The sequence below is a fragment of the Brevibacillus sp. YAE8 genome (assembly GCF_057543335.1).
Genome location: NZ_BAAIYG010000022.1, coordinates 51,409 through 74,423, shown reverse-complemented (window position 1 = coordinate 74,423; position 23,015 = coordinate 51,409). Strand labels below are relative to the sequence as shown.

General features: G+C 56.2%; 24 protein-coding genes and 1 pseudogene. 4 read left to right on the top strand and 21 right to left on the bottom strand.

The genetic code is table 11. From position 1 onward, the window contains the following. Positions 1-48: 48 nt before the first annotated feature. Entirely contained in the window at positions 49-921 is an 873-nt protein-coding gene (locus AC27IT_RS20815) for an aminoglycoside 6-adenylyltransferase (RefSeq protein WP_238504327.1), read from the bottom strand. Positions 922-1,100: 179 nt separating this feature from the next. Then, complete coding sequence (lplA, locus tag AC27IT_RS20810) at positions 1,101-2,093, bottom strand: lipoate--protein ligase (RefSeq protein WP_007781102.1); 993 nt, start codon at positions 2,091-2,093, stop codon at positions 1,101-1,103. Between the two features lie 321 nt (positions 2,094-2,414). Between lplA and AC27IT_RS20805 the strand changes: the two genes are divergently transcribed. Further along, entirely contained in the window at positions 2,415-3,479 is a 1,065-nt protein-coding gene (locus AC27IT_RS20805; RefSeq protein ID WP_327945216.1) for a methyl-accepting chemotaxis protein, read from the top strand. Then, a complete protein-coding gene (locus tag AC27IT_RS20800) occupies positions 3,425-3,856 on the top strand; it encodes a methyl-accepting chemotaxis protein (RefSeq protein ID WP_235694788.1) in 432 nt (143 codons plus the stop codon). The genes AC27IT_RS20805 and AC27IT_RS20800 overlap by 55 nt, the downstream gene beginning before the upstream one ends. A 139-nt stretch (positions 3,857-3,995) precedes the next feature. Here the strand turns inward: AC27IT_RS20800 and AC27IT_RS20795 are convergent, their stop codons facing one another. The 4 genes and pseudogenes from AC27IT_RS20795 to AC27IT_RS20780 form a co-directional block, all read right to left on the bottom strand. Continuing rightward, positions 3,996-4,451 (bottom strand): hypothetical protein, encoded by a 456-nt coding sequence (locus tag AC27IT_RS20795; protein ID WP_309479027.1) that lies wholly within the window; start codon positions 4,449-4,451, stop codon positions 3,996-3,998. A gap of 95 nt (positions 4,452-4,546) precedes the next feature. Beyond that, positions 4,547-4,921 carry a hotdog domain-containing protein gene (locus AC27IT_RS20790; RefSeq protein ID WP_025849067.1) on the bottom strand — a complete coding sequence of 125 codons (375 nt, stop codon included), beginning with the start codon at positions 4,919-4,921 and terminating at the stop codon, positions 4,547-4,549. A gap of 63 nt (positions 4,922-4,984) precedes the next feature. Continuing rightward, positions 4,985-5,399, bottom strand: a pseudogene (locus tag AC27IT_RS20785) (AraC family transcriptional regulator). 26 nt (positions 5,400-5,425) lie between these two features. Continuing rightward, positions 5,426-5,956, bottom strand: a complete 531-nt coding sequence (locus AC27IT_RS20780) for a LysE family translocator (RefSeq protein ID WP_283858170.1) — start codon at positions 5,954-5,956, stop codon at positions 5,426-5,428. A gap of 197 nt (positions 5,957-6,153) precedes the next feature. Here AC27IT_RS20780 and AC27IT_RS20775 point away from each other — a divergent pair, with 197 nt between their 5' ends. Beyond that, positions 6,154-6,861 (top strand): ArsR/SmtB family transcription factor, encoded by a 708-nt coding sequence (locus AC27IT_RS20775; RefSeq protein WP_487092073.1) that lies wholly within the window; start codon positions 6,154-6,156, stop codon positions 6,859-6,861. Positions 6,862-6,879: 18 nt separating this feature from the next. Here the strand turns inward: AC27IT_RS20775 and AC27IT_RS20770 are convergent, their stop codons facing one another. From AC27IT_RS20770 to AC27IT_RS20720, 11 genes are all read right to left on the bottom strand, one after another. Further along, positions 6,880-7,776, bottom strand: coding sequence for a DMT family transporter (locus tag AC27IT_RS20770; RefSeq protein ID WP_007780273.1), 897 nt, complete (start codon positions 7,774-7,776; stop codon positions 6,880-6,882). Positions 7,777-7,872: 96 nt separating this feature from the next. After that, positions 7,873-9,033, bottom strand: coding sequence for a GNAT family N-acetyltransferase (locus AC27IT_RS20765; protein WP_283858172.1), 1,161 nt, complete (start codon positions 9,031-9,033; stop codon positions 7,873-7,875). Continuing rightward, positions 9,011-10,348: a F390 synthetase-related protein gene (locus AC27IT_RS20760; protein ID WP_026558139.1), complete on the bottom strand. Its 1,338-nt coding sequence runs from the start codon at positions 10,346-10,348 to the stop codon at positions 9,011-9,013. The genes AC27IT_RS20765 and AC27IT_RS20760 overlap by 23 nt, the downstream gene beginning before the upstream one ends. Further along, positions 10,336-11,193: an MBL fold metallo-hydrolase gene (locus AC27IT_RS20755; RefSeq protein ID WP_005827454.1), complete on the bottom strand. Its 858-nt coding sequence runs from the start codon at positions 11,191-11,193 to the stop codon at positions 10,336-10,338. Before AC27IT_RS20755 ends, AC27IT_RS20760 begins: the two co-directional genes overlap by 13 nt. Next, on the bottom strand, positions 11,183-12,184 hold the full coding sequence (locus AC27IT_RS20750; protein ID WP_283858174.1) for an NAD-dependent epimerase/dehydratase family protein: 1,002 nt from the start codon (positions 12,182-12,184) through the stop codon (positions 11,183-11,185). Before AC27IT_RS20750 ends, AC27IT_RS20755 begins: the two co-directional genes overlap by 11 nt. A 45-nt stretch (positions 12,185-12,229) precedes the next feature. Further along, on the bottom strand, positions 12,230-13,429 hold the full coding sequence (locus AC27IT_RS20745; RefSeq protein ID WP_431809721.1) for an ATP-grasp domain-containing protein: 1,200 nt from the start codon (positions 13,427-13,429) through the stop codon (positions 12,230-12,232). Further along, positions 13,419-14,414, bottom strand: coding sequence for a beta-ketoacyl-ACP synthase III (locus AC27IT_RS20740; protein WP_340673038.1), 996 nt, complete (start codon positions 14,412-14,414; stop codon positions 13,419-13,421). The genes AC27IT_RS20745 and AC27IT_RS20740 overlap by 11 nt, the downstream gene beginning before the upstream one ends. Before the next feature lie 158 nt (positions 14,415-14,572). After that, on the bottom strand, positions 14,573-15,073 hold the full coding sequence (locus tag AC27IT_RS20735) for a hypothetical protein (protein WP_340673019.1): 501 nt from the start codon (positions 15,071-15,073) through the stop codon (positions 14,573-14,575). Between the two features lie 27 nt (positions 15,074-15,100). Then, on the bottom strand, positions 15,101-15,796 hold the full coding sequence (locus AC27IT_RS20730) for a response regulator transcription factor (RefSeq protein WP_429776741.1): 696 nt from the start codon (positions 15,794-15,796) through the stop codon (positions 15,101-15,103). Then, positions 15,774-17,270, bottom strand: a complete 1,497-nt coding sequence (locus tag AC27IT_RS20725) for a sensor histidine kinase (protein ID WP_290426813.1) — start codon at positions 17,268-17,270, stop codon at positions 15,774-15,776. Before AC27IT_RS20725 ends, AC27IT_RS20730 begins: the two co-directional genes overlap by 23 nt. A 60-nt stretch (positions 17,271-17,330) precedes the next feature. Then, on the bottom strand, positions 17,331-18,236 hold the full coding sequence (locus AC27IT_RS20720; RefSeq protein WP_340673018.1) for a hypothetical protein: 906 nt from the start codon (positions 18,234-18,236) through the stop codon (positions 17,331-17,333). A 213-nt stretch (positions 18,237-18,449) separates the two neighbouring features. On the opposite strand from AC27IT_RS20720, the gene AC27IT_RS20715 reads away from it, so the two are divergent. Next, positions 18,450-19,328, top strand: a complete 879-nt coding sequence (locus tag AC27IT_RS20715; protein WP_005827466.1) for a proline iminopeptidase-family hydrolase — start codon at positions 18,450-18,452, stop codon at positions 19,326-19,328. Between the two features lie 365 nt (positions 19,329-19,693). Here AC27IT_RS20715 and AC27IT_RS20710 read toward each other — a convergent pair whose 3' ends face one another. From AC27IT_RS20710 to AC27IT_RS20695, 4 genes are all read right to left on the bottom strand, one after another. Further along, positions 19,694-20,278 carry an NTF2-like N-terminal transpeptidase domain-containing protein gene (locus AC27IT_RS20710; RefSeq protein WP_340673017.1) on the bottom strand — a complete coding sequence of 195 codons (585 nt, stop codon included), beginning with the start codon at positions 20,276-20,278 and terminating at the stop codon, positions 19,694-19,696. Between the two features lie 344 nt (positions 20,279-20,622). Further along, on the bottom strand, positions 20,623-21,315 hold the full coding sequence (locus AC27IT_RS20705; protein ID WP_327944475.1) for an FHA domain-containing protein: 693 nt from the start codon (positions 21,313-21,315) through the stop codon (positions 20,623-20,625). Between the two features lie 200 nt (positions 21,316-21,515). Next, positions 21,516-21,845, bottom strand: coding sequence for a cupin domain-containing protein (locus AC27IT_RS20700; RefSeq protein ID WP_007780244.1), 330 nt, complete (start codon positions 21,843-21,845; stop codon positions 21,516-21,518). Between the two features lie 257 nt (positions 21,846-22,102). Further along, a complete protein-coding gene (locus AC27IT_RS20695) occupies positions 22,103-22,999 on the bottom strand; it encodes a LolA-like protein (protein WP_025849093.1) in 897 nt (298 codons plus the stop codon). Between the last annotated feature and the right edge of the window lie 16 nt (positions 23,000-23,015).

Below are 23,015 nucleotides of genomic sequence, written 5' to 3'. Positions count from 1 at the left end.
CGCGTCCTGGCTACCTGCTAGGGCTAGGACCCTCCCCTGCTCGTGTGGTCAAAAAATTTCCGTGGCATCGGGCGCAAGCCGGGAAACACGCTGCAAATAGTGCGTCACCCGCTCGTCATCCCCCTGCGGGTACGCGTAGCCCAAGGCAGCCGCCACCTCGTTTGCGACCTCGCGGAACAGCTCCCCCATCGCAAACAGTGCCGCCCAGACGCCTTCGTAGCTGCCGCCGGGATAGGTGGACAAAAGCTTTTGCCACCGCTCGGCAGTCAGATGTGCCTCCAAATATTTGCCGCCCTTCCCGATGCTCACGGAAAAATCGGTTTGAATGCCTACCCGCCACTCGACCATTTTCATCAACATCGGCCGGACGTAGCGCTCCAGATGCTCGATGGCAAACAAAATTTCCCGTCGCCACAAGCCTTTTGCCACGTACGTCGAGACCCACCAAAATTCGTTGCAGCAGTCGCGGAAGTATTCCGCGGAAGGCCGCTTCACCCAGTAGTCCTCGTCCGTCGACGGCGGCACCTCCGGCAAGCATTGATCTTTGTCCAGCAACACGCGCAGCAGCTTGTCCTCCCGGAAGTACTCGTCCTTTTCGTCCAGCGGAATCAAGGTCAGGTCGATCCGGTTGCCGTCCGTAAACAGCATCAGGTAGGAAAAGCGTCTGCCCAGGTCTGGCGGAAACATCGCCATATCTTCGGGCGTTTGCAAAATGATTCGCTCGCCAAACACATCAATCCAGTCAGGGTCATCCAAAAACGATTGCATGTCTGTGACAAGATAGCTGATGTCGTAATCCTGAAACATATCTTTCGGAGCGCGCGGGTTGGTCCGCGAGCCTTCCAGCGTCACGGCGCGAATCCGTTCGTCTGCGCGCGCGAAGTCCAGCACCAGCTCCATCATTTCTCGTTCACTTCTCATCGTCTGCTACCACCTTTTTTTGTGACAGGCGGCTCGCCGTTTTCCGGCGAAGCGGCAACAACCGCTTGCGATCAGCGAAACCGTCACGTCCGTTTGTTTTTTGCCGTGCCTGGCTTTGCCTGTGCCAAAAAACAACAGACTGGCGGCGGTCCGCGAATCCGCTTCGGACGATGCGTGTTTTATGCGATCAGCAAGGAGACGAACGCTTCCCGGTCGAGGTTGCCGAAAAACTCCTGCAGGTTGACGCCGGCGAGCCGCTCGCTGACAGACGCGCGATCATACGGCGTATCGCGCAGCAGTTCCTCCAACTCGGCTACGTCTCGCACGCCGAAGAAGTCTCCGTATATTTTCGCTTCCTTGATTTTTCCCTTCTCGATATCGAGCTGCACCTCAATGCTGCCAATGTTCTCAAACCGCTTCGTCTGGCGGTAGTTGCTCTTCGGCGATTTGCCGTAGTTCCAGTCCCAGCTCTGGTAGCGGGCTTTGGACAGCTCGTGAATCTTCGCCCAGTCTTCGTCGGTCAGCTTGTATTCCTCGACCTGGCCCTCCCCGAAAATGGAATGGAGAATCGCCAGGCGAAACTCTTCAATCGTCATCGGCTGCGGCAAAAACTCGGAGATGTTGGCGACGCGGCTGCGAATGGACTTGATGCCCTTCGACTGGATTTTCGCGGCGTTTACTTTCAGGGCAGACACCACGTTTTCCATTTCGGAGTCAAACAGCAGCGTGCCGTGGCTGAACATCCGGCCTTTGGTCGAATACTGCGCATTGCCGGAAATTTTCCGCTCTCCGACCTGAATGTCGTTGCGTCCGGTCAGCTCCGCCTCGACGCCCAGCTTTTTCAGCGCCTGGACGACCGGCTCGGTGAATTTGCGGAAGTTGTGAAAAGACTCGCCGTCGTCGTTGGTGATGAAGCTGAAGTTGAGGTTGCCGAGGTCGTGGTAGACGGCTCCGCCGCCAGACAGCCTGCGCACGACATGGATGTTGTTTTCCTCGACGTAGGCGGCATTGATTTCTTCGATCGTGTTCTGATTTTTTCCGATGATGATCGAAGGTTCATTTATGTAAAACAACAAGTAATCTTCGCTTGCGGGCAAATGTTTCAGCGCGTATTCCTCAATAGCCAGATTGATGCGGGGGTCTGTAATGCCTTGGTTATCTATGAATTTCATCACGCAGCCTCCATCCCAATTCGTTCTCTCTCTTCTATCATACCACGACTCGCTGGCAAACACTGCAAGATCGCCTTTTCTCCATTCCTGGACATTGCCAGGCAGACTTGCTACATATCGTTCGGAAAAATTCGAAATTTTCTGCTGAATTAGACTAAATCTATTTCTAGCTTTTGTCGATAACTATACATAGGTATTTTAGACTAAACCTAGACGAATCTTTTTCCCTACTGTGCGTCTATGAAAAATGGTCGGCCCGTGGAGATCATCTTGGTGTTTCATTCATCCGAAATCTTATGAAGCAGTGAGGTGTTCAGTTTTATGAAAGCAGTCCAGCATTCCCAATCCGTATCATTGCGTACCAAGCTCGTGATGATGTGTCTGCTGCTGCTGGCAATCCCCAACCTTATCATCGGCTTTCAAGGCTACAACTCTGCCAGCGCTGGACTGAGCGAACTAGGTTCGCGCATCCTGAAAAACAACGTGCATCTGACGATAGAGATGATCGAAGTCCTGCAAAAACAAGTCGACGCAGGCAAAATCAGCATAGAAGATGCACAAGAGCAAGTGAAGCAGCACATCCTCGGTCCGAAGCAAGCGGACGGAACACGAACGATCAACCCGAACATCGACTCCGGTGCGAGCGGCTACATGTTTGTACTGGACGAAAAAGGGAACATGGTCGCCTCGCCCACCATCGAAGGGCAAAACCAATGGGAGACGCGAGATCCCGACGGCACCTACTTTGCCCAGGAAATGATTAAGCATGGACTGGCAGGCGGCGGTTTTACCTACTATCAATGGAACAAGCCTACTAACCCCAATGTTTTGTACCCCAAGATCGCCTACTCCAAATTCGATCCTCACTGGGGCTGGATTGTGAGTGCGAGCACTTACATGGATGACTTCAACGGTCCAGCCAACAAAGTGTTGTACGACCTCCTGATTACACTCGGCATTTTCCTTTTGATCGGCTTTGTCGTCTCCTGGTTTTCCTCCCTGCATATTTCCAAACCGATTATGCAGATGGCACAACGTGCGAAGCAAGTGGCAGAGGGCGACCTGACAGGAGCAAAAATCGAGGTGAAAAACCGGGATGAAATCGGCCAGCTCGCCGAAGCCTTCACACTGATGACGGACCATCTGCGCCAACTGATCTCGCGCGTACACCTCGGCTCGGAACAGGTCGCTTCCACCTCCGAGCAACTGACGGCCAGTGCCGAGCAGACGAGCAGGGCGACCGAGCAAATCGCCGTGACCATGCAAGAAATGGCGGTAGGGACAGAAGAGCAGTCGAAAACGGTCGAGGCTTTGCCGTTGTCGCGAACGAGGTGCGAATTCTCGCGGAGCAGTCTGCAAAATCTACGCAGCAGATCAAGGAGTTGATCGCCGCGATTCAGGTCGAAACGAACAACGCCGTACAGGCGATAGAGTCGACGACGTTCGAGGTGGCAGCCGGAATCGAAGTGGTCAACGGCGCAGGCGAAGCCTTCCACGGCATCTTGTCGGGAACCCATGAGGTCGCACAGCAAATCCGGGAAGTCTCCAGCGCTACCCAGCACATGTCGGAAGGCGCTTCGCAAATCGTCCAAGCCATCGAAGCCATTGCCAAAACAGCGGAGTCCACTGCTTTTGGCACGCAAAATGTGTCCTCCGCCGCCGAAGAGCAGTTGGCTTCGATGGAGGAAATCTCCTCCTCTGCTGCCGCCTTGTCAAAGATGGCGGAAGAGCTGCAAGAGTTGGTCAAGCAGTTCAAGGTGTAGCCTGTTCCTCTGGCACCGCCGCAGAGCGGAACCGTCGTCCGTGTCGTGAACGATATCGTCGACAATGTACCCGCAGGCACGATGAACGAGACGCAGCCCGCCGAAAATGTGGTCGTGACCGATCACAGCAACGGGGAGTTCAGCTAGCTCGCCAATTTGAAAAAAGTTCGGTAAAGGCTTGTTTTTGAGCAAATCCATCCGCATCCAGTGAGAGCGCGGCTTGAACCCTCGCCATGTAAAGCGGGCTGAAGTACGGAAGGGCCTCGCCGCGGATCAACTGGATGGCGTTCTCCGCTCCGAAGCCGCTTTGCGCGTACTTGAGGCCAATCAGAAAAATAGCTGCCCTCTCCAAAATCGCAAACGCGGCGCTGCTGAGCAGGACAATCTTGGGCGGAATGCGGAAAACGGAGGCGGACACCCAAGCAAACACCCCGTACGGAACGGCGACCATAAACAGCCCGATAAAAGTCCCTGACGCGTCCCAATCGTGATCGAAAGGTTCATGATAGAAAACGGAATACAGCAGAAAAGCAAGCCAAAGGGTCAGCAAATAAAACGTCCCCAGCAGAGCCATTCCTTCCATTCCCTTTTTCATGCCCATTTCCCCCCTCCTGCTGGATCGGTTTTCCGGTCCTGCATACGCTTTGTGACGCTGTGAATGCCTTTCGTTGTTAAAAAAACAGACACCGTTTACAAGATTACGCCTGAAAAATTCCCTTTCAAAACTTCTTTCTCATGCTGATTTTTACATAAAAAGGATGCACAAATAGCCGTTCGATTCGCTTGCTTTTCAAATCGCTCAATGGTGACCTCACAAATGATTGTATCTCCCGTAAATACCGGCCTGATAAACTCAAAATTCATCGTGCGGGCGAGTACGTTGTAATCTCCCCCTACTTTGGTTGGCAAGGTAGCAGTTAATAACCCTTGGACGACCAGCCTTCCCTGTTCGTCCGGGGTAACATGATGAACTCCTTCATCACCGGAAATTTTCGTAAACCCTTTCACGTCTTCTGCCGTAAAAGTTCGTTCAAACGTGATAACCTCTCCCACTTTTAATGACACAGGAATCTCCTCCCTTATTTTCGAATGCCGACTGATCGCGCTCGTCCAGATAACTTCGCTCAATCATCTACATTGCCTGCGTCCTCCGCCATTCACATGCGACAAATATTCAAAGGCAGTTGTTCCATACACGCTTTTAAAGTGTTTATTTACATGCGCCAAATCAACAAAACCACATTCGGCGACTGCTGAATAAATATCTCTCTTTTTTTTCTATGAGTTGTTTGGCACGTTCTATCTTGCAATTAAGAAAGTACTGGTATGGTGAAATTCCGGTATGCGCCTGTTCCGGATGAAAAAGCATCACACCATTTTGATACGATAATTGCAAACTGCCATCCAACGTATAATGTTGAATCCCCCGCAATGTGACACCGATTGCATATTCCTTGTGGGAATGCTTTTTATACGTAAACTCCGTAATACTTGCCGCTAGGGCAGTAATACCTGCCGATTTTTTATAGATAAATTTGTCCATCCCGGTTCACCTCTTCCTTCGCTTCCCTACACCCATATCATTATGGCAGCATAAACCAAAAATAACGCCATGATTACATTCACTGTCTTTTTATGCTTCTGTAAAAACTGCCTGAAGATTGTACCGAAAACAATCCAGGTAATCATCGTTATCGCGATCACACTGAGAGTCACCGCAGGCATAGCGTTGTAGTAGGGCATGATATAGCTGCGAAAAACATTTAAAAACTGCATAAGGAAGCCGGTCAGAAAGGTGCCGGTCTGGTTTACAGTTCGGTCTGATGAATCCATTTTGTAAATTTGGTAAGCGAGATAGAACATATAAACGGTTCCGATTATCTGCATGATAATGAAAATTTGGGGGATGATCGTCGCCAGCATCGTATTCAACGTAGCAGAAACAGCAAGTAAGATTCCAAAAGCAATCGTTGCTCCATACGTATATTCCATTGCCTTTTTTGTCCCAAAATGATTCACTGTGGACAATATGACGATGTTAGTAGGTCCTGGTGTAAACGTAACAATAAAACAGTAAATTAGCAAAGATGTAATATTCATGAGAAAAACTCCTTTCAGGATTCTCATGTAATTTACACCTTAAAATGAATGGCGATATAGTACATTATTGCAGGATGCCGATACGTCTGTTGTGTAATATCATTGCGCAGCCAATGCCTCGGGCATTTTTTCGCCGTTGTCTTCGCACACACACTTCGTTTATGATCGAATCATGAATGAAAGGAGTGTGTCGCCAAATGAACACTAGCCCGAATATTGCGGAAATTGCCTCCCTGATCGGCGAGCCGTCCCGCGTCTCCATGCTGGTCAGCCTGATGGGCGGCAAAGCGCTTCCGGCTAGCGAGCTTGCCCGCCTCGCCAAGATCACCCCGCAAACAGCCAGCACCCATCTGGCCAAGCTGGTCGAAGGGGGGCTTTTGCAAAGCGAATCCCACGGCAGACACCGCTACTACCGACTGGCAAGCCCCGAGGTCGCTCACGCCATGGAGGCGCTTTTGACGATTGCGAACCCGGCGCCTGTGCGTTCGTTGCGCGAGTCCGACCAACTGCGGGTGTTGCGCTATGCGCGCACGTGCTATGACCATCTCGCAGGAGAAGTCGGCGTCGCCCTGACGCAAAAAATGATAGAGCTGCGGCTTTTGGAAGCATCCGGCCAAGACTTTGTGCTGAATGAAGCTGGCAAAGTTAAGCTGCAATCACTCGGCGTCGAGGTGGACGCCCGCCCGAAAAGCAGACGGCGCTTTGCCCGCCAATGCCTGGACTGGAGCGAACGCCGCCATCATCTCGCAGGCAGCCTCGGCGCTTCTCTGACCAACCGCTTGTTTGAGCTAGGCTGGATCGAAAGAATTCCCGGCGGCCGGGCTGTACGCGTCACGCCGGACGGCGCGGCCGGATTTCTCGCTGAATTTGGCTTGGAAGTCAAAATCGGCAAGGAACGCGTCTAGGCGAGCTTTCCTGAGGCCTTACGCTTTCGCCTTTGCCGCATGCGAGGAAGCAAGCAACTGTTTTTGGGGGCCAAACGTCCAGTTGACGAGAAAAATGCCCGCAAAAATCAACAGGCCCCCGGCGTACACGTGCCACATGACGACCTCCCCCAGCAGCACCCAGCCCGAGAGCACGCCGAAAAACGGGGCGAGAAACAGAAAAGCGCTGGTGCGGCCCGGATCTCCCTGACTGAGCAAGTAAAACCAGGTGGCGAACTGCACGATGGAAGCCATGATCGCAAGCCACAGCACGATCAACAGCGAAGCAGTGGTCACGATCAGCTTGGGCGTCTCCAGCGTCACGCCCATGAGCAGAAGCAGCAGGCCGCCGAACAGCATTTGATAGGCCGTCATCACCCAGACGTTAAAGCGGACGCCCCACCGTTTGACGAGGATCGTGGCAATCGACCAGGCGAGTGCCGAACCTAGCCCGAACAACGTCCCCGACTCCCACTGCAAATGAAAGCCGAGCGTGATGAACACGCCGCACAGCCCGATCAGCACCCCGAGCCATTGCGAGAGCCGGTAGGTGACTCTGAGAAACAACGTCCCCCAGATGACGACGAGCAGCGGATTTAGGAACGTCAAGATCGAAGACTCGCCCGCCGTAATCGTGCGCAGGCTCAAAAAGATACAGCCCATGACCGCCGCCGTCTGCAAAAAGCCGATCAAACCAAGCTGCCCCCACTCACGCCCCGATCTCGGGAGCGGTTTTTTCCGTACCCACAGCGCCAGCAACAGCCCGGCGAGCGTAAAGCGCAGACCGACGAGCAAAAGCGGCGAGAAGTAGGCCAAGCCGATTTTTCCTACCGCAAACGACGAGCCCATCAGCGACGTCGTGACCACCACGAGCATTCCGAACCACAACCGATTCATCTCGTTTCCTCCTTCTTGCAAACAGGTAGCAAGTGATACCGTCAGTGTACACAAAGGAAGTTACGATGCGGATCGAAGTGTATAAGTTCGCCGTCGCTACAGCTCGTATTTTTCCACCAGCCTGATCCCGATTCGCTCCAGCAAAAAGGCCAGCGCCTGCCATATCCAGCGCCGATAGGGCGGCAGATGCCTGACGTAGACCGCGGTGTACTCCGGCTCGCCGATCGCGCCCCTGTCCGCCTTGAAGGCGCCGACTCCCGCGCTCTGATGCAGCAGCAGTCCTTCCCGCTCCGCCTCCTGCACCAACAGGCTTGACAGCATCCGGTACAGCCCCGTCTCTCTCGGCAGTCCCGTATCGTAGCCGAACAAAGGCGTGGTCATGACTCCGTTGCGCACGAAGTAGCCGAGAATCCCGTCCAGCCGCCCGTCCTTTTCCAGTCCGATCAAAGTCAAAGTCCGCCTGCGCATCGCCAGCCGGACGAACTCTGCGCTAAACTGCGGGTTTAGCCGCGAGTATTTGTCCAGGTACAAAGCGTTGTACAGCTCGACGATCCGCTCTGCCTGCCCTTCCGCCAGCTCATCGTGGCGCAGGACGCGGTAGCCCGATTTCGCCAGCAGTTTGCGGTCGCGGGACAGCGTATTGCGCACCCGCCACGTGCCCTCGCCCGGCCAATCCGGGTGGAACAGGTAGACGTAGCGGCTCGGCACCATAATGCAGCCCGCTTGCTTCAAACCGCTGTACAGCTCCGGGCACAGCCGCTGGCAAACAGAGCGAAAAGCAATGACGTGGCGCGGGAACTTTTTGGCGCAAAAGCGCGCAATCTCCCCGGCCTGCTCCGCCGTCCAGGCGTGGTACAAATTCGTCGACAACAACCAGTTGTTCACGATCGCAATCTGATTGCAGCGGCTTCTTTTCATCCATAGTCCAAGTCCTGCCAGAACGGGGGTAAACAGCCTCTTCAACAGCCGGGAATCCAGCATGTCCAGTTCCTCGCGCGCATAGGCGACAAAGTGCGTGTACGGCGAGCACACATACGAGTTGTCGTACTCCGCGTCATTGACCGTCACAGGCATGACTCGCCCTCCTGCCAGCAGCCCGAGCAACTGCGTGCGCACGTTGTGGACGTGGCGCGTCGGCGTATCTGCCAGAAGCGCCGTCAAATAGTCGCGAGCGTACTCCCCGTCCTCAAGCTGCCCCCAATCCATGCGAGCCAGCTCTTGTGCCTCGCAAAGCCTAATTTCGTCCTTGCTGCTCATCGAACGCAAACACCCTCTCCACGCGCCGCAGTTTTTTCGTGCCCGAGTGAAGCTGGTACGGAACAAAGTCAATCGCTGGCACTTTTCCCCCATGCGAGCGAATGACCGCCGCGAGACTTTGCCGCACTTGCCGCTTTGCGTCCGCCGCCTGTGCGCCGTTCACGAGCAGCGCGACTTCCACCTGCTCCATGCTCAGTTGACGAACCGTATATTCCTCGATCTCGGCAGACGCGGCGATCACCGCCCGCCGGATGAAGTCCGGGAAGATCGAGACGGGGCGGTTCTCGGTTTCATGCCAAAACCAAAACAGATCATCCGAGCGGCCCTCGACCGACTCCAGCGCCATGAAGATTGAACCGCACGGGCACGGCGTGCGCCTTTCCGTCAAAATGTCATTCAGACGGTAGCGGATGATCGGCTGCGTCTCGCGGGAAAAATCGGTCAGGATCGGGAAAAACCGCTCTTTTCGCTCATCGAGGTACTCTTTTTCCATCACCAAAATGTCTTCGTTTACGTGCAGCGTCCCGTGCGCGCAACTGACCGCCAAAAGCCCTTCCGTGCATTGATAAATCTGGTGAACCCGCTGATCGAAGCTCGCCTCGATGTACGCCTCGTCCAGCGGGTCGAGCACCTCCGCCACCGAGATCACTTTCACAGGTGACACCCGCAGGCTTCCTTGCCGCTGCGCTTTTGCCAGCATGCGCAGCATGGACGCCGGGGCCACCAGAACAGTCGGCTGATAGCGATTCAGCCGCTCCAGATGTTCGGCCAGCGCATGCTGCAAGTCGAAAAAGGCGAACTGAATGCGCCGCCTGTCGACCGCCTCGTACAAATTGCTGTTGGCCCGCAGGAAAAAGGCAATCCGCTGCTCGGACCAGAGCTGCCCTGGCAGCGCTTTGGCGAGAATCGTTCCGGCCCACTTCGCCTGTTCCTGTGGCCCGACGAGAAACAGCCCGCGATTGCCGGACGTGCCCGACGACAGGCCGACCGTAATCCCTTTGATCTGCGGCGTGAAGTCGCGCGTGTTCTCCGCCGCAAGCGCGATGCGAAACGCCTCTTCTTTAGCGATGCGCCGCGTGTTCAGTTCGTCAAAATGCTCCATCATCAGCTTTTTGTCAATCGGCGCAAGCTTGCGCCACTCGTCGAGCCGCAGCGTCCCCATCCGTTTCAGGTAAAAGGGAGAGGCCGGCAGCACACGGGCAAGCAGCGTCTGTACTTGGCGATCCTGCCATTTTTCCAGTTGCTCGCGCGTGGAAAAGCGCCGCGCAAGCCATTTCGTCCGTATGTATTGCCCAAGCAGCGTCATGATCTCCATGAAAAATCTCCGCCCTCTCTCGTCGTCTCCCACACTTCCCCGCAATGGGTCGGCATGATCCGCACGTCCGCGCACTGGCGCGACAACAGGTGCAACCTGTGCAGCTCATCCCGGTATGCCTGGCGATCGGACATGATGAGCCTGGCCAGCGGATGCGGCAGCAAATTGCCCCGGTACGCCTCGCTCGACCAGGCCGCATCTGCGCATAAAAACAGCTCGCCGTGATCGCGGTCGCGCAGGAACAGCCCGAATTGCCCTTTGGCATGGCCGGGGAGGTCGACTGCGAGCAGGCTCCCGTCCGCAAACAGGTCGTACCCTGTCGTATAGGGCGCGTACTTTTGCGGCAAAGCAGTCGGCGCCATGCGGTCAACAAACGTCGCGCGCTCTTCGAAATCATCCGGCATGAGGTCCGGCAAATACGCTTCGCGCACGGCCGCCAAGCCTGTTTTGCCCTTGACGTGCAAATAGGCGCTCTCGAAGCAATACAGCCGGGCGCGCGGAAAATCGCGCAAGCCGCCGATATGGTCGGCGTGAAAATGCGAGAGCAAAATGCCCTGCACCGCGTCCGCCGCGATTCCGTGCCGCGCAAGCTGCGCCCGGACGCTTTGCTCGGCCTGTGTGACGACAGGCGTGATTTTGCTGTAGAGCGAATACGGAAACGCGCTCGTCGCCTCGAAAAACCGCGGCGAGTAGCCCGTGTCAAACAGCCACAGGCCGTGCTCCGGGTGCTCGATCAGCCCGGCGAGCGCATGGAAGCGGATCATTTTCAACTTCCCGCCTTGGCGCGAAAACAGCTCCAACTGGCGGCAGTAGCCCGTATCCAGCCATGTCAGTTTAACGTCCATGCTCCGTCCTCCACCATGCTGCAAAAGTGTCGATCCCTTCCGCGATGCTCACGCGCGGCTTGTAGCCAAGCTCCCGCCGCGCCTTGGAAATGTCCAGCGTCTGCGATTTGGCGAGCACCCCGACCGAGTAGCGCGTCAGCACAGGCTCGCGGTAGCCCAGGACGGTGCGCGAGAGGCTCTCCAGCACCCATGCGGCCGCGTAGGCTTTCCAGTAGGGCACTTCCTTTGCCCGCAGCGGCATGTCCAGCCGCCTGAACACGTCTGTCAGCACGTCAACGAGCGTGACAGGCTCTCCGTTCGTAATGTTGTAAGCTTGCCCAAACGTGCTGCCGGGCGAGTCCATGCACAACAGCAGCGCGTCGACGACATTGTCCACATACGTCAAGTCGATCAGCGCTTTTCCCCCGCCGATCAGCGGGACGTACTTCTGCTCGTTGGCGCGAATCAGCCGCGGCAGGATCGCATTGTCTCCCGGCCCGAACAGCGCGCGCGGCCGAATCGTAATCGTCGGCAGCCCTTCGCGGTACGCCTTGGCCACCGCAAGCTCTGCCAGGTGCTTCGTCTCTGCATATGTATTGGCGAATCGGCGCGGCAACGGCTGCTCTTCCTGGATGCTGTACGCATCGGCAAACGCAAAGTAAATGCTCGGGCTGGATACGTGAACGAGCCGCTCGATCCCGTGCTGCTTGCAGCCTTCGATGACGTGAACGGTGCCGCTCACATTCGTCTCGTACATGTCCCCGTACTTTCCCCATGGCGAGGAAAACGCGGCAACGTGCTGGACAATCTCCTGGCCGCGGCAGGCGTCCGCTACAGCCTGCCTGTCCCGGATGTCGGCGCGGACAAAGCGGATGCCGCGCTCCTGCAGCTTGCGCCCGATCGTTTCATCCCGCCCCAGCGCGGTCACCTCATGCCCCTCTTCGTGCAGCCGCTGCACCAGCTTTTGCCCAAGGAAGCCTGTGCCCCCTGTAACGAGCACGCGTTTTTTCATCTGCCTTTCCCTTCCTTTCCGGTAGAAAAAATCCGCTTTTGGCCGTTACTGCGGCGTTTCTCCGTTCCATTCGATATCGCTCGTACTGCAAGCGAGCATGCTCGTCTTCGTCCGCAAGCTCTGCCAGGCCAGATCGCCGAGCATCATAAACTGGTCGAAAAACGGCCGCGGGTCCTCCGCGCGAAACAGCACGTCTCTTGCGTTGCACAGGTCGCGGACCCAGCTCGTCCAGCCGCGCCAGTCTTTGACGTTCGCCAGTCCGTAGGTCAGCATCGCCATCGTCAGCATGCAGGTCTGGCCCGCCTGCGGGACGACCGCTTCCGCCCTGCCTTCCGCTCCGCCCTGCGATTTGCCCGCCAAAAAAGCGTCCGCTGCGGCTGTTTGTCCCGCAAACAGATGGATGCCGCTCGTCAGCCTCGGGTTGCACTCGATCACGTACAGCTCGCCTGTCTTGCTCTCGATGAAGTCAAAAGCGATTTGCCCGCTAAGCCGGTGCCTGCGCACAAAGCGGGTGACAAAATCTTTGACGCCTGCGTGCGCGGCATAGGCGAAATGAATCGTCGCCCCCTGCCCCGCCGTATGCACCGTCTCGTAGTCCGCGTACAGCGCAAGCTCCCCTTCGCGCGCGACCGCGTAGCTGCACAACTGGCGCCCCGCGATAAACCGCTGGACGAGCCACGGCTGACGGGCGGAAGGGACGGGCAGCGCAGACAGCCTGGCCCGGGACGGCTCGGAGATGATCTGGACGTGGGCAGCGAATCTGGAGTAGACGGGCTTTAGCACGATCGGGCCTGTCGCCTGGCGAATCGCCGCATCCCGCTCATCTGCCGATTCCGCCCGAACCGTATGCGGAACGAGCGCCCCCGCGCCTCGCGCCAGCTTCCCGAACTCCCATTTGTCATGCAGCGTCCGCAGCACGGCAAGCGGCTCCACCAGCACATCGCCATGCGCAAGCAGACGCTCGCGGCCGTGCGCGACGTAAAAAATTTCCTCGCACGTCGGAATGAGCAGGTCGACCCGTTCCTTGCGCATGATCTGGCACAGCTCGTCGATGTACGCCTCTGGCTGCGTCCTGGGCGGCGGGACGCGATACGAGCGCTGCACGTAGCGGGAATGCGCGCACAAATGCCGGGCCGCGCTCTCGGCCACAATCACGCGCTGTCCCGCTGCACGCAGCAAACGGGCCAGCTCCAGCGTGGCAGGCGCCCTGCCTCCGGTCAACAAAACCGTCCGCTCAATATTCAAGGACGATGCCCCCGAGCGACAAGCCAGCGGACGTGCCCAAGAGCAGCATGTAGTCTCCCCGCGCCACCCGCTGTCGGCTGATCGCCTCGTGCAGCGCCATCGGGATGGAAGCCGCAATCACATTGCCGTGGTCTTCCATGATGTTGACCATCTGCTCGGCGGAAAAGCCCAGCTTGCCTTGCATGATGCGCAGCGCCATGCCGCTCGCCTGGTGAGGGATCACGGCCCGAAGCTGTTTTTTGCCGACAGCCGCACTGGCGAGCAAGCTGTCCACAAACCCGGTAATCAACTGCGAGGTCAGCCGAAAAATTTTGCGCCCATCCATGTCAAAAGCAAAGTCGTCCTCGTACCCGTTCACGTACTCGCGCGGGTGCAGCATCGTTCCGCCGCCGCGAATTTCCGAGTAGTGGACCCCTTCGCTATACGTTTTCATCGCCGAGCCAAGGATGCGGGACGCCTCGTGATCCGGCGTCCGGCCGACGACCACAGCCGCCGCGCCGTCTCCGAACAGCACGCAGCTTTCTTTTTGCTTCCAGTTCAGTCCCGCCGAGGCGATCTCCGTCGAAACGATCAGCACGCGCTCATACACGCCGAGCGCCATCGTACAGGACATGACATCCAGTGCCGTTACAAAGCTCAGGCAGGTGGAATTGATGTCAAAGCAGGCGATCCCCGTCCCTGCAAGCCCCAGCTCTTCCTGAATCAGCGCCGCCGTGCACGGAATCTCCTGCTGGGCCGTACCGCTCGCGCACACGATGCAGTCGAGCTCTGAAAGCGCGATGCCCGCCGCCGCGACTGCCTGTCGCGCCGCAATCGCGCCCATCTGTGCCGCAGTTTCCCCCGTCACATAATGTCTGACGCGAACCCCGGATTTCTTTTCCGTCCATCCGGCGGCAAGCCCCAGCCGCTCATCCAGCTCGGCTGCCGTCACTTGCCGCGCAGGCAGGTACTTCCCGGTGCCCAACAACTTGATTCTTCTCTCCATCATCTGGCTCTCCCTCGGTTTTGATGTCTCTCACACTGTATGCCGTCACTTTTATCCATTTTACGAAAAAGAATGGCAGCTTGTGGGATTATTTCTCAAAAGCAAAAAACTACCTTTCGCCTGTACGCAAAAGGTAGTCTCCAACAAAGACGTTTGTGCTAGCTTTTTCGTTTCCCCCACGGCTTGAAAACAGATAAAAGAAATAACAGGAAAAGCGAGAGCACCTGCAAGACAATGCCCGTCCAGAGCTGCCCGCTGTTGACGAGAAAAGCCGAGTTTTCCGCCGCCGCAAGCCCTTCTGCCCGGGAAATCGTCGCCGCCTGCAGCGTCCACACATACATGCCGATGGGCCCGAGCAGTACAGCGACCAGCGTGAGCACTTCCTTGGCGATTATCCAGTAGTAGCGAAACAGTCCCCAGTGCGTCCAGACAGACAAAAGCACTCCGGTCACAATCGTCCCGATCGTCGACGCCCGCACACTCGTTTTCGCCAGCGCATGCATGGCGGTGTAACAGGCAGTAAAAATGCCCGCATCGTCCGTATTCGCCGCCACGATGCTCAACACGAGAAAGATGACGGCTCCGCCCAGCATGATCGCGGAAAAGAGCAAGTGCAAAAGCAGCAGCCATTTTTTCTGGTTCAAACCGATTCTGGCCATGGTTTCACCTCTGTGCGCGCCCCACCGCTACAGTTGAAAACGGTACCCGACTCCCCAGACCGTTTCGATGTACTGCGGCTTGGATGGATCGCTTTCGATTTTTTCGCGCAGCTTGCTGATGTGCACGGTCACAGTCGCAATGTCGCCAAGGGAATCCAGTCCCCATATTTTTTCAAACAGCTCGTTTTTGCTGAACACCCAGTTCGGATGCATCGCCAAAAAAAGCAGCAGCTCATACTCCTTCGAGGTCAGCGGAACTTCCCCGCCATTGACGTACACTTTGCGCGCGAGCTTGTCGATCCGGATGCCGCGAATGCGCAGCTCGTCCTTCGGCGCGCGCTGCGCCGCTTCGGACACGAGGCGGTCGTAGCGCGCCAGATGTGCTTTCACCCTCGCCACCAGCTCGCCCAGGCTGAACGGCTTGCTGATATGGTCGTCTGCGCCCAGGCCCAGCCCGCGAATTTTGTCTACGTCTTCCTTTTTCGCGGAGACGAGCAGGATCGGAATGTTTTTCGCCGCGCGCACCTCGCGCAAAATGGCAAATCCGTCTACCACGGGCAGCATCAAGTCCAGGATGATGAGGTCGTAATCCTCCGCCAGCGCCTTTTGCAAGCCGACCTCGCCGGAGTGCGCGACTTCGACCGCATAGCCGTTCGCTTCCAAATAATCTTTTTCCACCTCGGCGATCACTGTATCGTCTTCAATAATGAGAATGTGCTTCATCCGCTTCACCCCCTGTCCCTTTTTGCAGCGGCAAGGAAACATGAATGCTCGTCCCGCGACCGACCTCGCTGTGCGCCCAGACCCGTCCGCCGTGTCCTTCCACCAGTTGCCTGACGATGGCAAGCCCGAGCCCGCTGCCGCCTGTAGCGGTAGTGCGGGCACGGTCCGCGCGGTAAAAGCGGTCGAAGATGTAAGGCATCGCTTCCTCGCTGATCCCCGTCCCGTTGTCGGCAACCGTCACGATCGCCTCGTCGGCTGTCGCTTCCAGTTGTATCGAAAGCCGCCTGTTTTCCTGCTCCATGTATTTCAGGCTGTTGTCGACGATGTTCATTAACACCCGGTGCAGCTTTTCGCGGTCCGCCATGACGATAAGCGGCTCGCCCGCCGTCCCTGCCGCGCTGATGTGCACGCCGGACAGCCGCGGCTCCAGACGCAGCTCCTGCACGCAGTCTGCCACATAGGCGCGAATGTCGACCGGCTCCAGATGAAACGGCAGCTTGTTCAAATCCAGCCGGGAATACAGCAGCAGCTCGTCGATCAAGCGATCCATCTGCACAGATTTGCCCGCGATCATCCGCATATATTTTTCGCGCTTGGCCTCTGTGTCGGCAATTCCGTCCAGCACCGCTTCCACGCACGCCTTGATCCCCGTAATCGGCGTTTTCAAATCGTGCGAGATGCTGGAGATCAGCTCTTTGCGGTTTTCCTCGTATTGCAGTTGCAGCCGGATCGAATCGTGCAGGCGAACGCGCATTTCTTCGAACGCTTCGCCCAGCTCGCCCAGTTCGTCTTTTCGCCCGAGCAGAACAGGACGTTCCAGGTTGCCTTCCTTGATCTCGTGCGCCGCCTGCTTGAGCGCGTACAGCGGGCGGATGATGCTGCGCGAGACGAGGTAGGTCAACACGCCGTTCGTCAGCCCGACAATGGCGAGGAAACTGACGACCATGGCCGCAAAGAAAGAAACGCCTGACGTAAACGCAGGGCTGTCATCGCGAAGAAAATAGAGCGTGCCCTCGCTTTTGTCCGCAAAGGCAAACGAATGCATCTCGACGGCGTAGTCTTTGCTGCTCCACGGCGGCAAGCGGCGCGTGCGCTCATCGTGCGCAGGCGGCTGCATATACTTCGCCCAGTCCGCCTGCTCAAGCGAAGGGGAAGCGAACAGCACCGCCCCGTTTTTAGCTAACATCAGCGCTCCGCCAAGACGCCGCAACTCTTCGTCTGTCTCGGCCAGCACGTCCTGCTGCAAAAGCCGCTCCGCGTCGTAGCGGGCCAGAAAAGCAAGCCCGGCGAACAGCTCGTCCCGCCGTTCTTGCGTCTGCCGGAACAAGGGCTTCCCCGGCTCTTTTCCTGTTCCGTGCGGGAACGACTCCCCCAGAAAAAAAGCGCCCAGCAACGAGGCCACCAGTGCGAAGCAGACGACGGGAACGACAATCATGGCGATATATGATAGCAGCAGTCTCGTTTTGATCGACATGGCCGTTCCCCTCCCGCGCGTATGATTGCTGCCATTATACTACAGTCGTTTGCAAAAGGCTTACTGCGCCTCGTGCTGTCCCCAGCCGCCTTGTTTCCAGTGGCTTCGCAGCTCCTCGCGGGTGACCTTCTCCACCTGTTTTCCCGTCAAGTCAATCTGCTCAGGCACAGTTGCGGCCAGGTCGGACAGGCGGATGTCCACAGACAGGCGCAGCGTGTGCTCAGTACCTGCCGCGTCTGTGCCCACCAGCTCTACCTCGGCGGTTTGCCGCTCGATCTGGTTCTTTTCGTTCATCGTCGCGTTCAGCACGACTTGCGCAAGCTGGACGTCTTCTTGCAGAAGCGGCAGCTTCACGGCTGGCCCGTGCTCGCGAGCCGCCGCTTCCTGACTGCGCTCGGCGATCTTCGCATAGATCATCGGCCCGGCGAATTTGGCGAACATCGGCAGTTGCTCCCGGGAGAGCTGCAAGGTGACCTGCTTGCCTCCGTTCGGCAAATTCTCGACGGTCGCCTCTCTGCCAATCTCGCCGAACAAGGCGTTGTGCAACTGGCTCATCATCGCACTCGGCTCCCCATGAGCGTCTCGCCGACCCTCGCGTCCCCAATCCATTGCTTCCATGACGCGATACACGTCGCGATCCCCTTGCTTAAAAACAACCTGATCCTGCTTGCGAAACACCTGAAAGCTACCCTCGCCGTTCGCGCCGGAAAAAGTCCCGTTCACGCTGCCCAGCCGCTGTTCGTGGTCGACTTTTGCCACCCCGTCGACTGCGAGCAGCGTCGTTTTGTTGTCCGTCAGCTCAAGCTGCGCGTGCGCGGTCATGCTCCCCGCTTCTTTCGTCTGGCGCAGAGCCGATTGGTACACCGCAAAGCCCGTGCTGTCCGCATTCGCGGATACGCCGATTCCCCACGCCATCGCTCCGCCGATCCCGACAGCCAGTCCGATTGCCAGCCATTTTTTTCGCATTCCTCATCCCTCCAGTTCAGTTCGAAAGCGACTGCTTCACTTTCTCTACCTGCGATGATAAAGGCGAGGTCTAAACGCGCTCTAAACCAATTCTAAAAAAAGTGTAAAAACAGGCGCGTGCCCACAGCGCATCTGCGGCGCACAAATCTTCCAGACATGGTATATTGGTAAAAATAACTTTACAAGAATGGACGAAAAGCGAGGTTGGAAACGATGAACAAGCAGGAAGGCTACATAGAGGTTCCTGGCGGCAGAGTGTGGTACACCCGCGTCGGCACAGGCGAACAGACACCGCTGATCGTGTTGCACGGCGGACCCGGCAATACGCACGCTCCGCTCAAGTCAACACTGCACGTATTGGGCGACGAGCGCCCCGTCATTTTTTACGACCAGCTCGGCTCGGGCAACTCCGACAGGCCGACCGATGCGTCCTTGTGGAAAACGGAGCGGTTCGTGGAAGAGCTGGCCTGCATCCGGCAAGCGCTCGGATTGGCGCAAGCGCACATCCTCGGCCATTCGTGGGGAACGATGCTGGCGGCGGCGTACTTGCTTGACACCAAGCCTGCTGGCGTGTCGAGCGTGATTTTTTCCAGCCCGTGCCTGAGCGCCCAGCGCTGGAAGGAAGACGCAGACCGCCTGATCGCCCGCCTGCCAAAAGAGGTTCAGCAGACGATTGCGCAGCACGAAGAACAAGGAACGACCGACTCGGAGGAGTATCAGGACGCGATGAAGGAGTACTACGCGCGATACGTGTGCCGCCTGGAGCCATTGCCGGAAGTTCTCGCCGAAAGCCGCCCGAAAGCGAACAAAGACGTGTACATGACGATGTGGGGGCCGTCCGAGTTTTGTCCGACAGGCAACCTGAAAACGTTCGACTACACGCCGAAGCTGCATCAGCTCGACATCCCTGCCCTGTTCGTCTGCGGCCGCCACGACGAAGCGACGCCCGAGTCGACGCGCTACTACCAGTCGCTCGTGCCGGGCGCCGAGTTTCACGTCCTGGAAAACAGCTCCCATATGGGCTATTTGGAAGAAACGGCCGAGTACGTGCAGACCGTCCGCGAATTTTTGCGCAAGGCGGACAAGCGCTGATTTCCGCCGCCGCAAGCAAAAGCCCCGTCTCGCAGCTTTTTTTAGCGAGACGAGGCTTTGCGTTTATCCGGAAACGGTTCGCATCGCAGCGGCTCGCTGCAAAAATTTGACCGTCCCTTCTCCGCTGTCGGGCAGAACCGCCGGATGGCAGTTTAAAAGGCAGCCTGCCGTCCCGCAGTGAAAAACTCCGTTCGTTTTGCTCGTCTGAGAGGTGATCTCCACTTGATAGCGATCGGGCTTAAAGAAGACAGCACGTTCATCGGAATTTACGCCTATTACCAAAACGGCGCGCTCCCCCTTTCTCCCCACTAATTTCTTCCCGAGAAAAAAACGATACTCCCGTCCGGGGAAGTATCGTTTTTTGCTTACAAGCCTTGATTGGCTGCGGCTTTCCGGGATGTGACCGCCACTCTCCGCCCTGCCCGGTCCAGTACCTCTCCCCGCTTCGGACGAAACGTATTCACCCGCAGCTTGTCCCCGTGCTCCAGCTCGGGCAGCAGGAAGGACGGGTTCCAGTTGATGTACCAATCTTGCTTGTCGTTTTGCGTTTCTTTAACCAAAATGGCTTTGCCTGTAAAAGAAATCGGCTCGCCAAACGTCTGCACGCTGAGCCGGTAGTGAAAGCTGATTTTCCCGTCTTCGCCCGGGACGACGTCTTCGTTGTACAGCGGTTCCACGCTGATATGCGTAGCCTCGATCCCGCTGTAGATGTTTTCATAGCGCGAGACAAACTCTTCTTTGCTCACCTTTGCTTTCGCATCCAGCGAGAGCTGCTCGTACATGTCGCTGAACTGCTGCTGCTTCCATTTCGCCGTATAGGCGGTAAAAGCCGCCTTTGCCATTTCTCCCTCTTGCTTCGGCCCCTGCTGCCAATAGTCCCAGATGAGGAAGAAAAATCCCGACAAAATGACGAGAAAGACACTCCAGAAGCAAAACCATGCCTTTTTCACCAGTTCCTCACCTTCCTTTTCACACGATAAACCAGCGGAAACAGAGAATATATGGAAGAAAGCTGATGAAACGATGATATTTTGCTCACAAACAGATGTTAAGTGTCAGACAATTCTCTTCGCAGGCCGCTCGTTCATTTGCTGGCCCCGTTTTTTGGCGCAGCCGTGTTTCGCGTACAGCCAAATTAGCCAGATTAGCCAAAACAGCCGCTCCCATTTTCAGCCATTTACAAAACTTGGCTGCGCCAAGCCTTTGGTGCAGCCTTAGTTGCCCTTATACTGGACAAGAATCTTATCCCTTCTTATCTGTACAAAAAGGAAGACCGCTGGCTCGTCTCCCTTTTTCACTCTTCCCACATGTAGCCGAATCGGGGAATGGTCGTTATTTTTTTCCCGTACTTGCCCAGCCGCTTGCGCAAACGGTAGACAAGCGCATTGATTTCGGCGCGCCCGACATCCGGGACGCTGGTTTCGGCGTGAACCATTCGCTCCGGCCAGATCGACACCATGATTTCCTCATAGCTGACGGCCTGATTGGCCCGTTGATACAAAAGCGTAAGCAAGTCCATATCTTTTCCCGTCAAAGGAATCCGCGCGCCGTCCAGCCGGATTTCCCGACGCTCCAGATTGATGACCAGACCGGAGGACACGGCAACCGGAACGGTTGACTGCAGCAGCGGAAAAGAAAATTCTCTGGTGACATCCAGCTCGCTGCCTTCCGCAAAAAAGACCAGCTCGACGACTCCTTTGGCGAGACTGATGAGATCGCCGTGAAACAGCGGCTGCGGCGTTTGGCGGATCGGTGTCCCGTTCACCTCTGTTCCGTGCTTGCTCTCCAGGTCGGATATTGTATAGCGATTGCCGATTTTGCGAATCACGGCATGTCTTCTCGATACATATGGGCTGGAAAAAGCGATGTCAGGTGCAAGCTGGCTCCCTCGCCGTCCAATCGTGTACTCGTCCCTGCGCAGGAACTGGCGCTTTTGCACAAGCTCCGGATCGCCTTTTTTGATAAGGACATAGACGCCGTCTTCCAACGTTCATCACCTCAAAAAAGAGTTGCAGCTATCCGTATTTAATTACATACCAAACTGCCGGAAAGTCAACCCTTTTTTCCCTATACAGAAAAGCCGCCATCATCTTCGGCTTCCGAAAGCGCCTGACAACGACAGCTATGCTCGTTCCTTTTTGTTTTGCCTGAAGTATGAACGTCCGTGCTCTTTCGCTTGCGAGGAACTCATGAACAGCGCTTGAGTGCCGCCAGCTTTTTTGGCTCGATCGTCAGCAGGTGGCATACCCCGTTCGGGACGAACAGCTTGTACGCCATTCCTTTTGGCACAACCAGCAGCTCTCCCGCCTCGATCCAAATATTGCGCTCATGGGACATCATCAGCAATCTTCCGTTGACGACCAGAAGCATCTCGTCCTGCTGGTCGTTTTGTTGCCAGGGATACTCTCCCGAAAGCTGCTCCAGCTTGATCGCCGAATCGTTCAACTCGCCCACGACCATTGAGCTCCAAGACTCCTGTAACAATGAAAACTGTTGCGCGATGTTTATTTTCTCCATGATGGTTCTCTCCCCTTTGTCCCCACGATAATACAAAAGAGAGTCGGGAAAAATAGCAGCGATCTGATAGATTTATGATATTTGCGATCACAAAGCGATAATAAGATGCAAAAAATTGCAACGAATCAAACAGGCCGGACGCGGCTTCCTCTCCGCCTCCCATCCCATAGCGAGTTTCGCCCGCCCTGGCTGGGGCTTGGCCAAGGCGAGCGTTGGAGATGGTACACCCTGAATGCGCCGCCAGCGACCTCATGTGTTTATTTTTTATTTTGATGGGGAGGCTCAAACATTTTCGTTTCAACCGGGACGTTCACGTGAAGTTCTACTGGTTTCAAATAGCTAACAACGTTGCTGTTTCCATCGTATAATTCGTATTTAGCGAGAATCCCCGAATCTTTGTCGACCCAAAAGCGAAAGGTCTGCGCGCCATGTTTGTCGCTATTCTTAATCTTGCCTGTTAAAACGATCGTATGGTGATCTAGCAACCGTTCATCCTGTTTTTCAATCTCCCAGTCGTTGTAGTCGCGCGTAAAGTTTGAGGCGATTTCATATGGAAACAAGGAGCTTTGCGCGATGCCAATGGGAGGTCGCTCACGGTAGGTTGTCACTGTCATTCCCTGAGAATCGGTACGGAAAGCTTCTTCAGGAATAAGCGTCGCTCCCGAGCGGTTGAATTTGTACTTCTTTGCGTCCAATGTTGCCGAGGAACCGTCTTCCGTACGCCATAACGTACCGTTTTTGTAATAAGTCAGCCATACTCTTGAAGGCTTGGAATCGGCATCATAGTCAGTGACTTTACTGTATCCTCCCTCCATTTCGCTCAGGCTGAGCTGATACTCAACAAGCGACTTTTTCCCTTTTCGCAAGAGCTCAAACTTGCCGACCGCTGTCTCAAAATAATCAACCGTATTCAGCAACTTCGTCAGAACTTCCTTTTTGGTCATGTCGCTTGCGATTTCCGCTTGTTTTTGTGGCGAAAAAACAGTCTCCTGTTCAAGCGGCTTGGGAAGCGACGGACCCTTTTGCGCATCAGCGTGCGGTTGTACAGCTTCGCTTTGTGCCTGGGGAGAATGATTCAGGTCGGCGGCATTTGGATGGGAACAGCCGCCTGCGATCAGTGCTACTAGCAGGTGTAACCATACGATTTTCTTCACGTTTCCTCCTGATTAC

Bases quoted from the DNA above. Each gene is read 5' to 3' on its own strand.
- AC27IT_RS20715 (WP_005827466.1), top strand. From the start codon at position 18,450: ATGAACAAGCAGGAAGGCTACATAGAGGTTCCTGGCGGCAGAGTGTGG.
- AC27IT_RS20805 (WP_327945216.1), top strand. From the start codon at position 2,415: ATGAAAGCAGTCCAGCATTCCCAATCCGTATCATTGCGTACCAAGCTC.
- AC27IT_RS20815 (WP_238504327.1), bottom strand. From the start codon at position 921: ATGAGAAGTGAACGAGAAATGATGGAGCTGGTGCTGGACTTCGCGCGC.
- AC27IT_RS20720 (WP_340673018.1), bottom strand. From the start codon at position 18,236: ATGCGAAAAAAATGGCTGGCAATCGGACTGGCTGTCGGGATCGGCGGA.
- AC27IT_RS20740 (WP_340673038.1), bottom strand. From the start codon at position 14,414: ATGGAGAGAAGAATCAAGTTGTTGGGCACCGGGAAGTACCTGCCTGCG.
- AC27IT_RS20770 (WP_007780273.1), bottom strand. From the start codon at position 7,776: ATGAATCGGTTGTGGTTCGGAATGCTCGTGGTGGTCACGACGTCGCTG.
- AC27IT_RS20760 (WP_026558139.1), bottom strand. From the start codon at position 10,348: ATGGAGATCATGACGCTGCTTGGGCAATACATACGGACGAAATGGCTT.
- AC27IT_RS20730 (WP_429776741.1), bottom strand. From the start codon at position 15,796: ATGAAGCACATTCTCATTATTGAAGACGATACAGTGATCGCCGAGGTG.
- AC27IT_RS20725 (WP_290426813.1), bottom strand. From the start codon at position 17,270: ATGTCGATCAAAACGAGACTGCTGCTATCATATATCGCCATGATTGTC.
- AC27IT_RS20780 (WP_283858170.1), bottom strand. From the start codon at position 5,956: ATGAATATTACATCTTTGCTAATTTACTGTTTTATTGTTACGTTTACA.
- AC27IT_RS20750 (WP_283858174.1), bottom strand. From the start codon at position 12,184: ATGAAAAAACGCGTGCTCGTTACAGGGGGCACAGGCTTCCTTGGGCAA.
- AC27IT_RS20775 (WP_487092073.1), top strand. From the start codon at position 6,154: ATGAACACTAGCCCGAATATTGCGGAAATTGCCTCCCTGATCGGCGAG.
- AC27IT_RS20755 (WP_005827454.1), bottom strand. From the start codon at position 11,193: ATGGACGTTAAACTGACATGGCTGGATACGGGCTACTGCCGCCAGTTG.
- AC27IT_RS20795 (WP_309479027.1), bottom strand. From the start codon at position 4,451: ATGAAAAAGGGAATGGAAGGAATGGCTCTGCTGGGGACGTTTTATTTG.
- AC27IT_RS20700 (WP_007780244.1), bottom strand. From the start codon at position 21,845: ATGGAGAAAATAAACATCGCGCAACAGTTTTCATTGTTACAGGAGTCT.
- AC27IT_RS20765 (WP_283858172.1), bottom strand. From the start codon at position 9,033: ATGAGCAGCAAGGACGAAATTAGGCTTTGCGAGGCACAAGAGCTGGCT.
- AC27IT_RS20735 (WP_340673019.1), bottom strand. From the start codon at position 15,073: ATGGCCAGAATCGGTTTGAACCAGAAAAAATGGCTGCTGCTTTTGCAC.
- lplA (WP_007781102.1), bottom strand. From the start codon at position 2,093: ATGAAATTCATAGATAACCAAGGCATTACAGACCCCCGCATCAATCTG.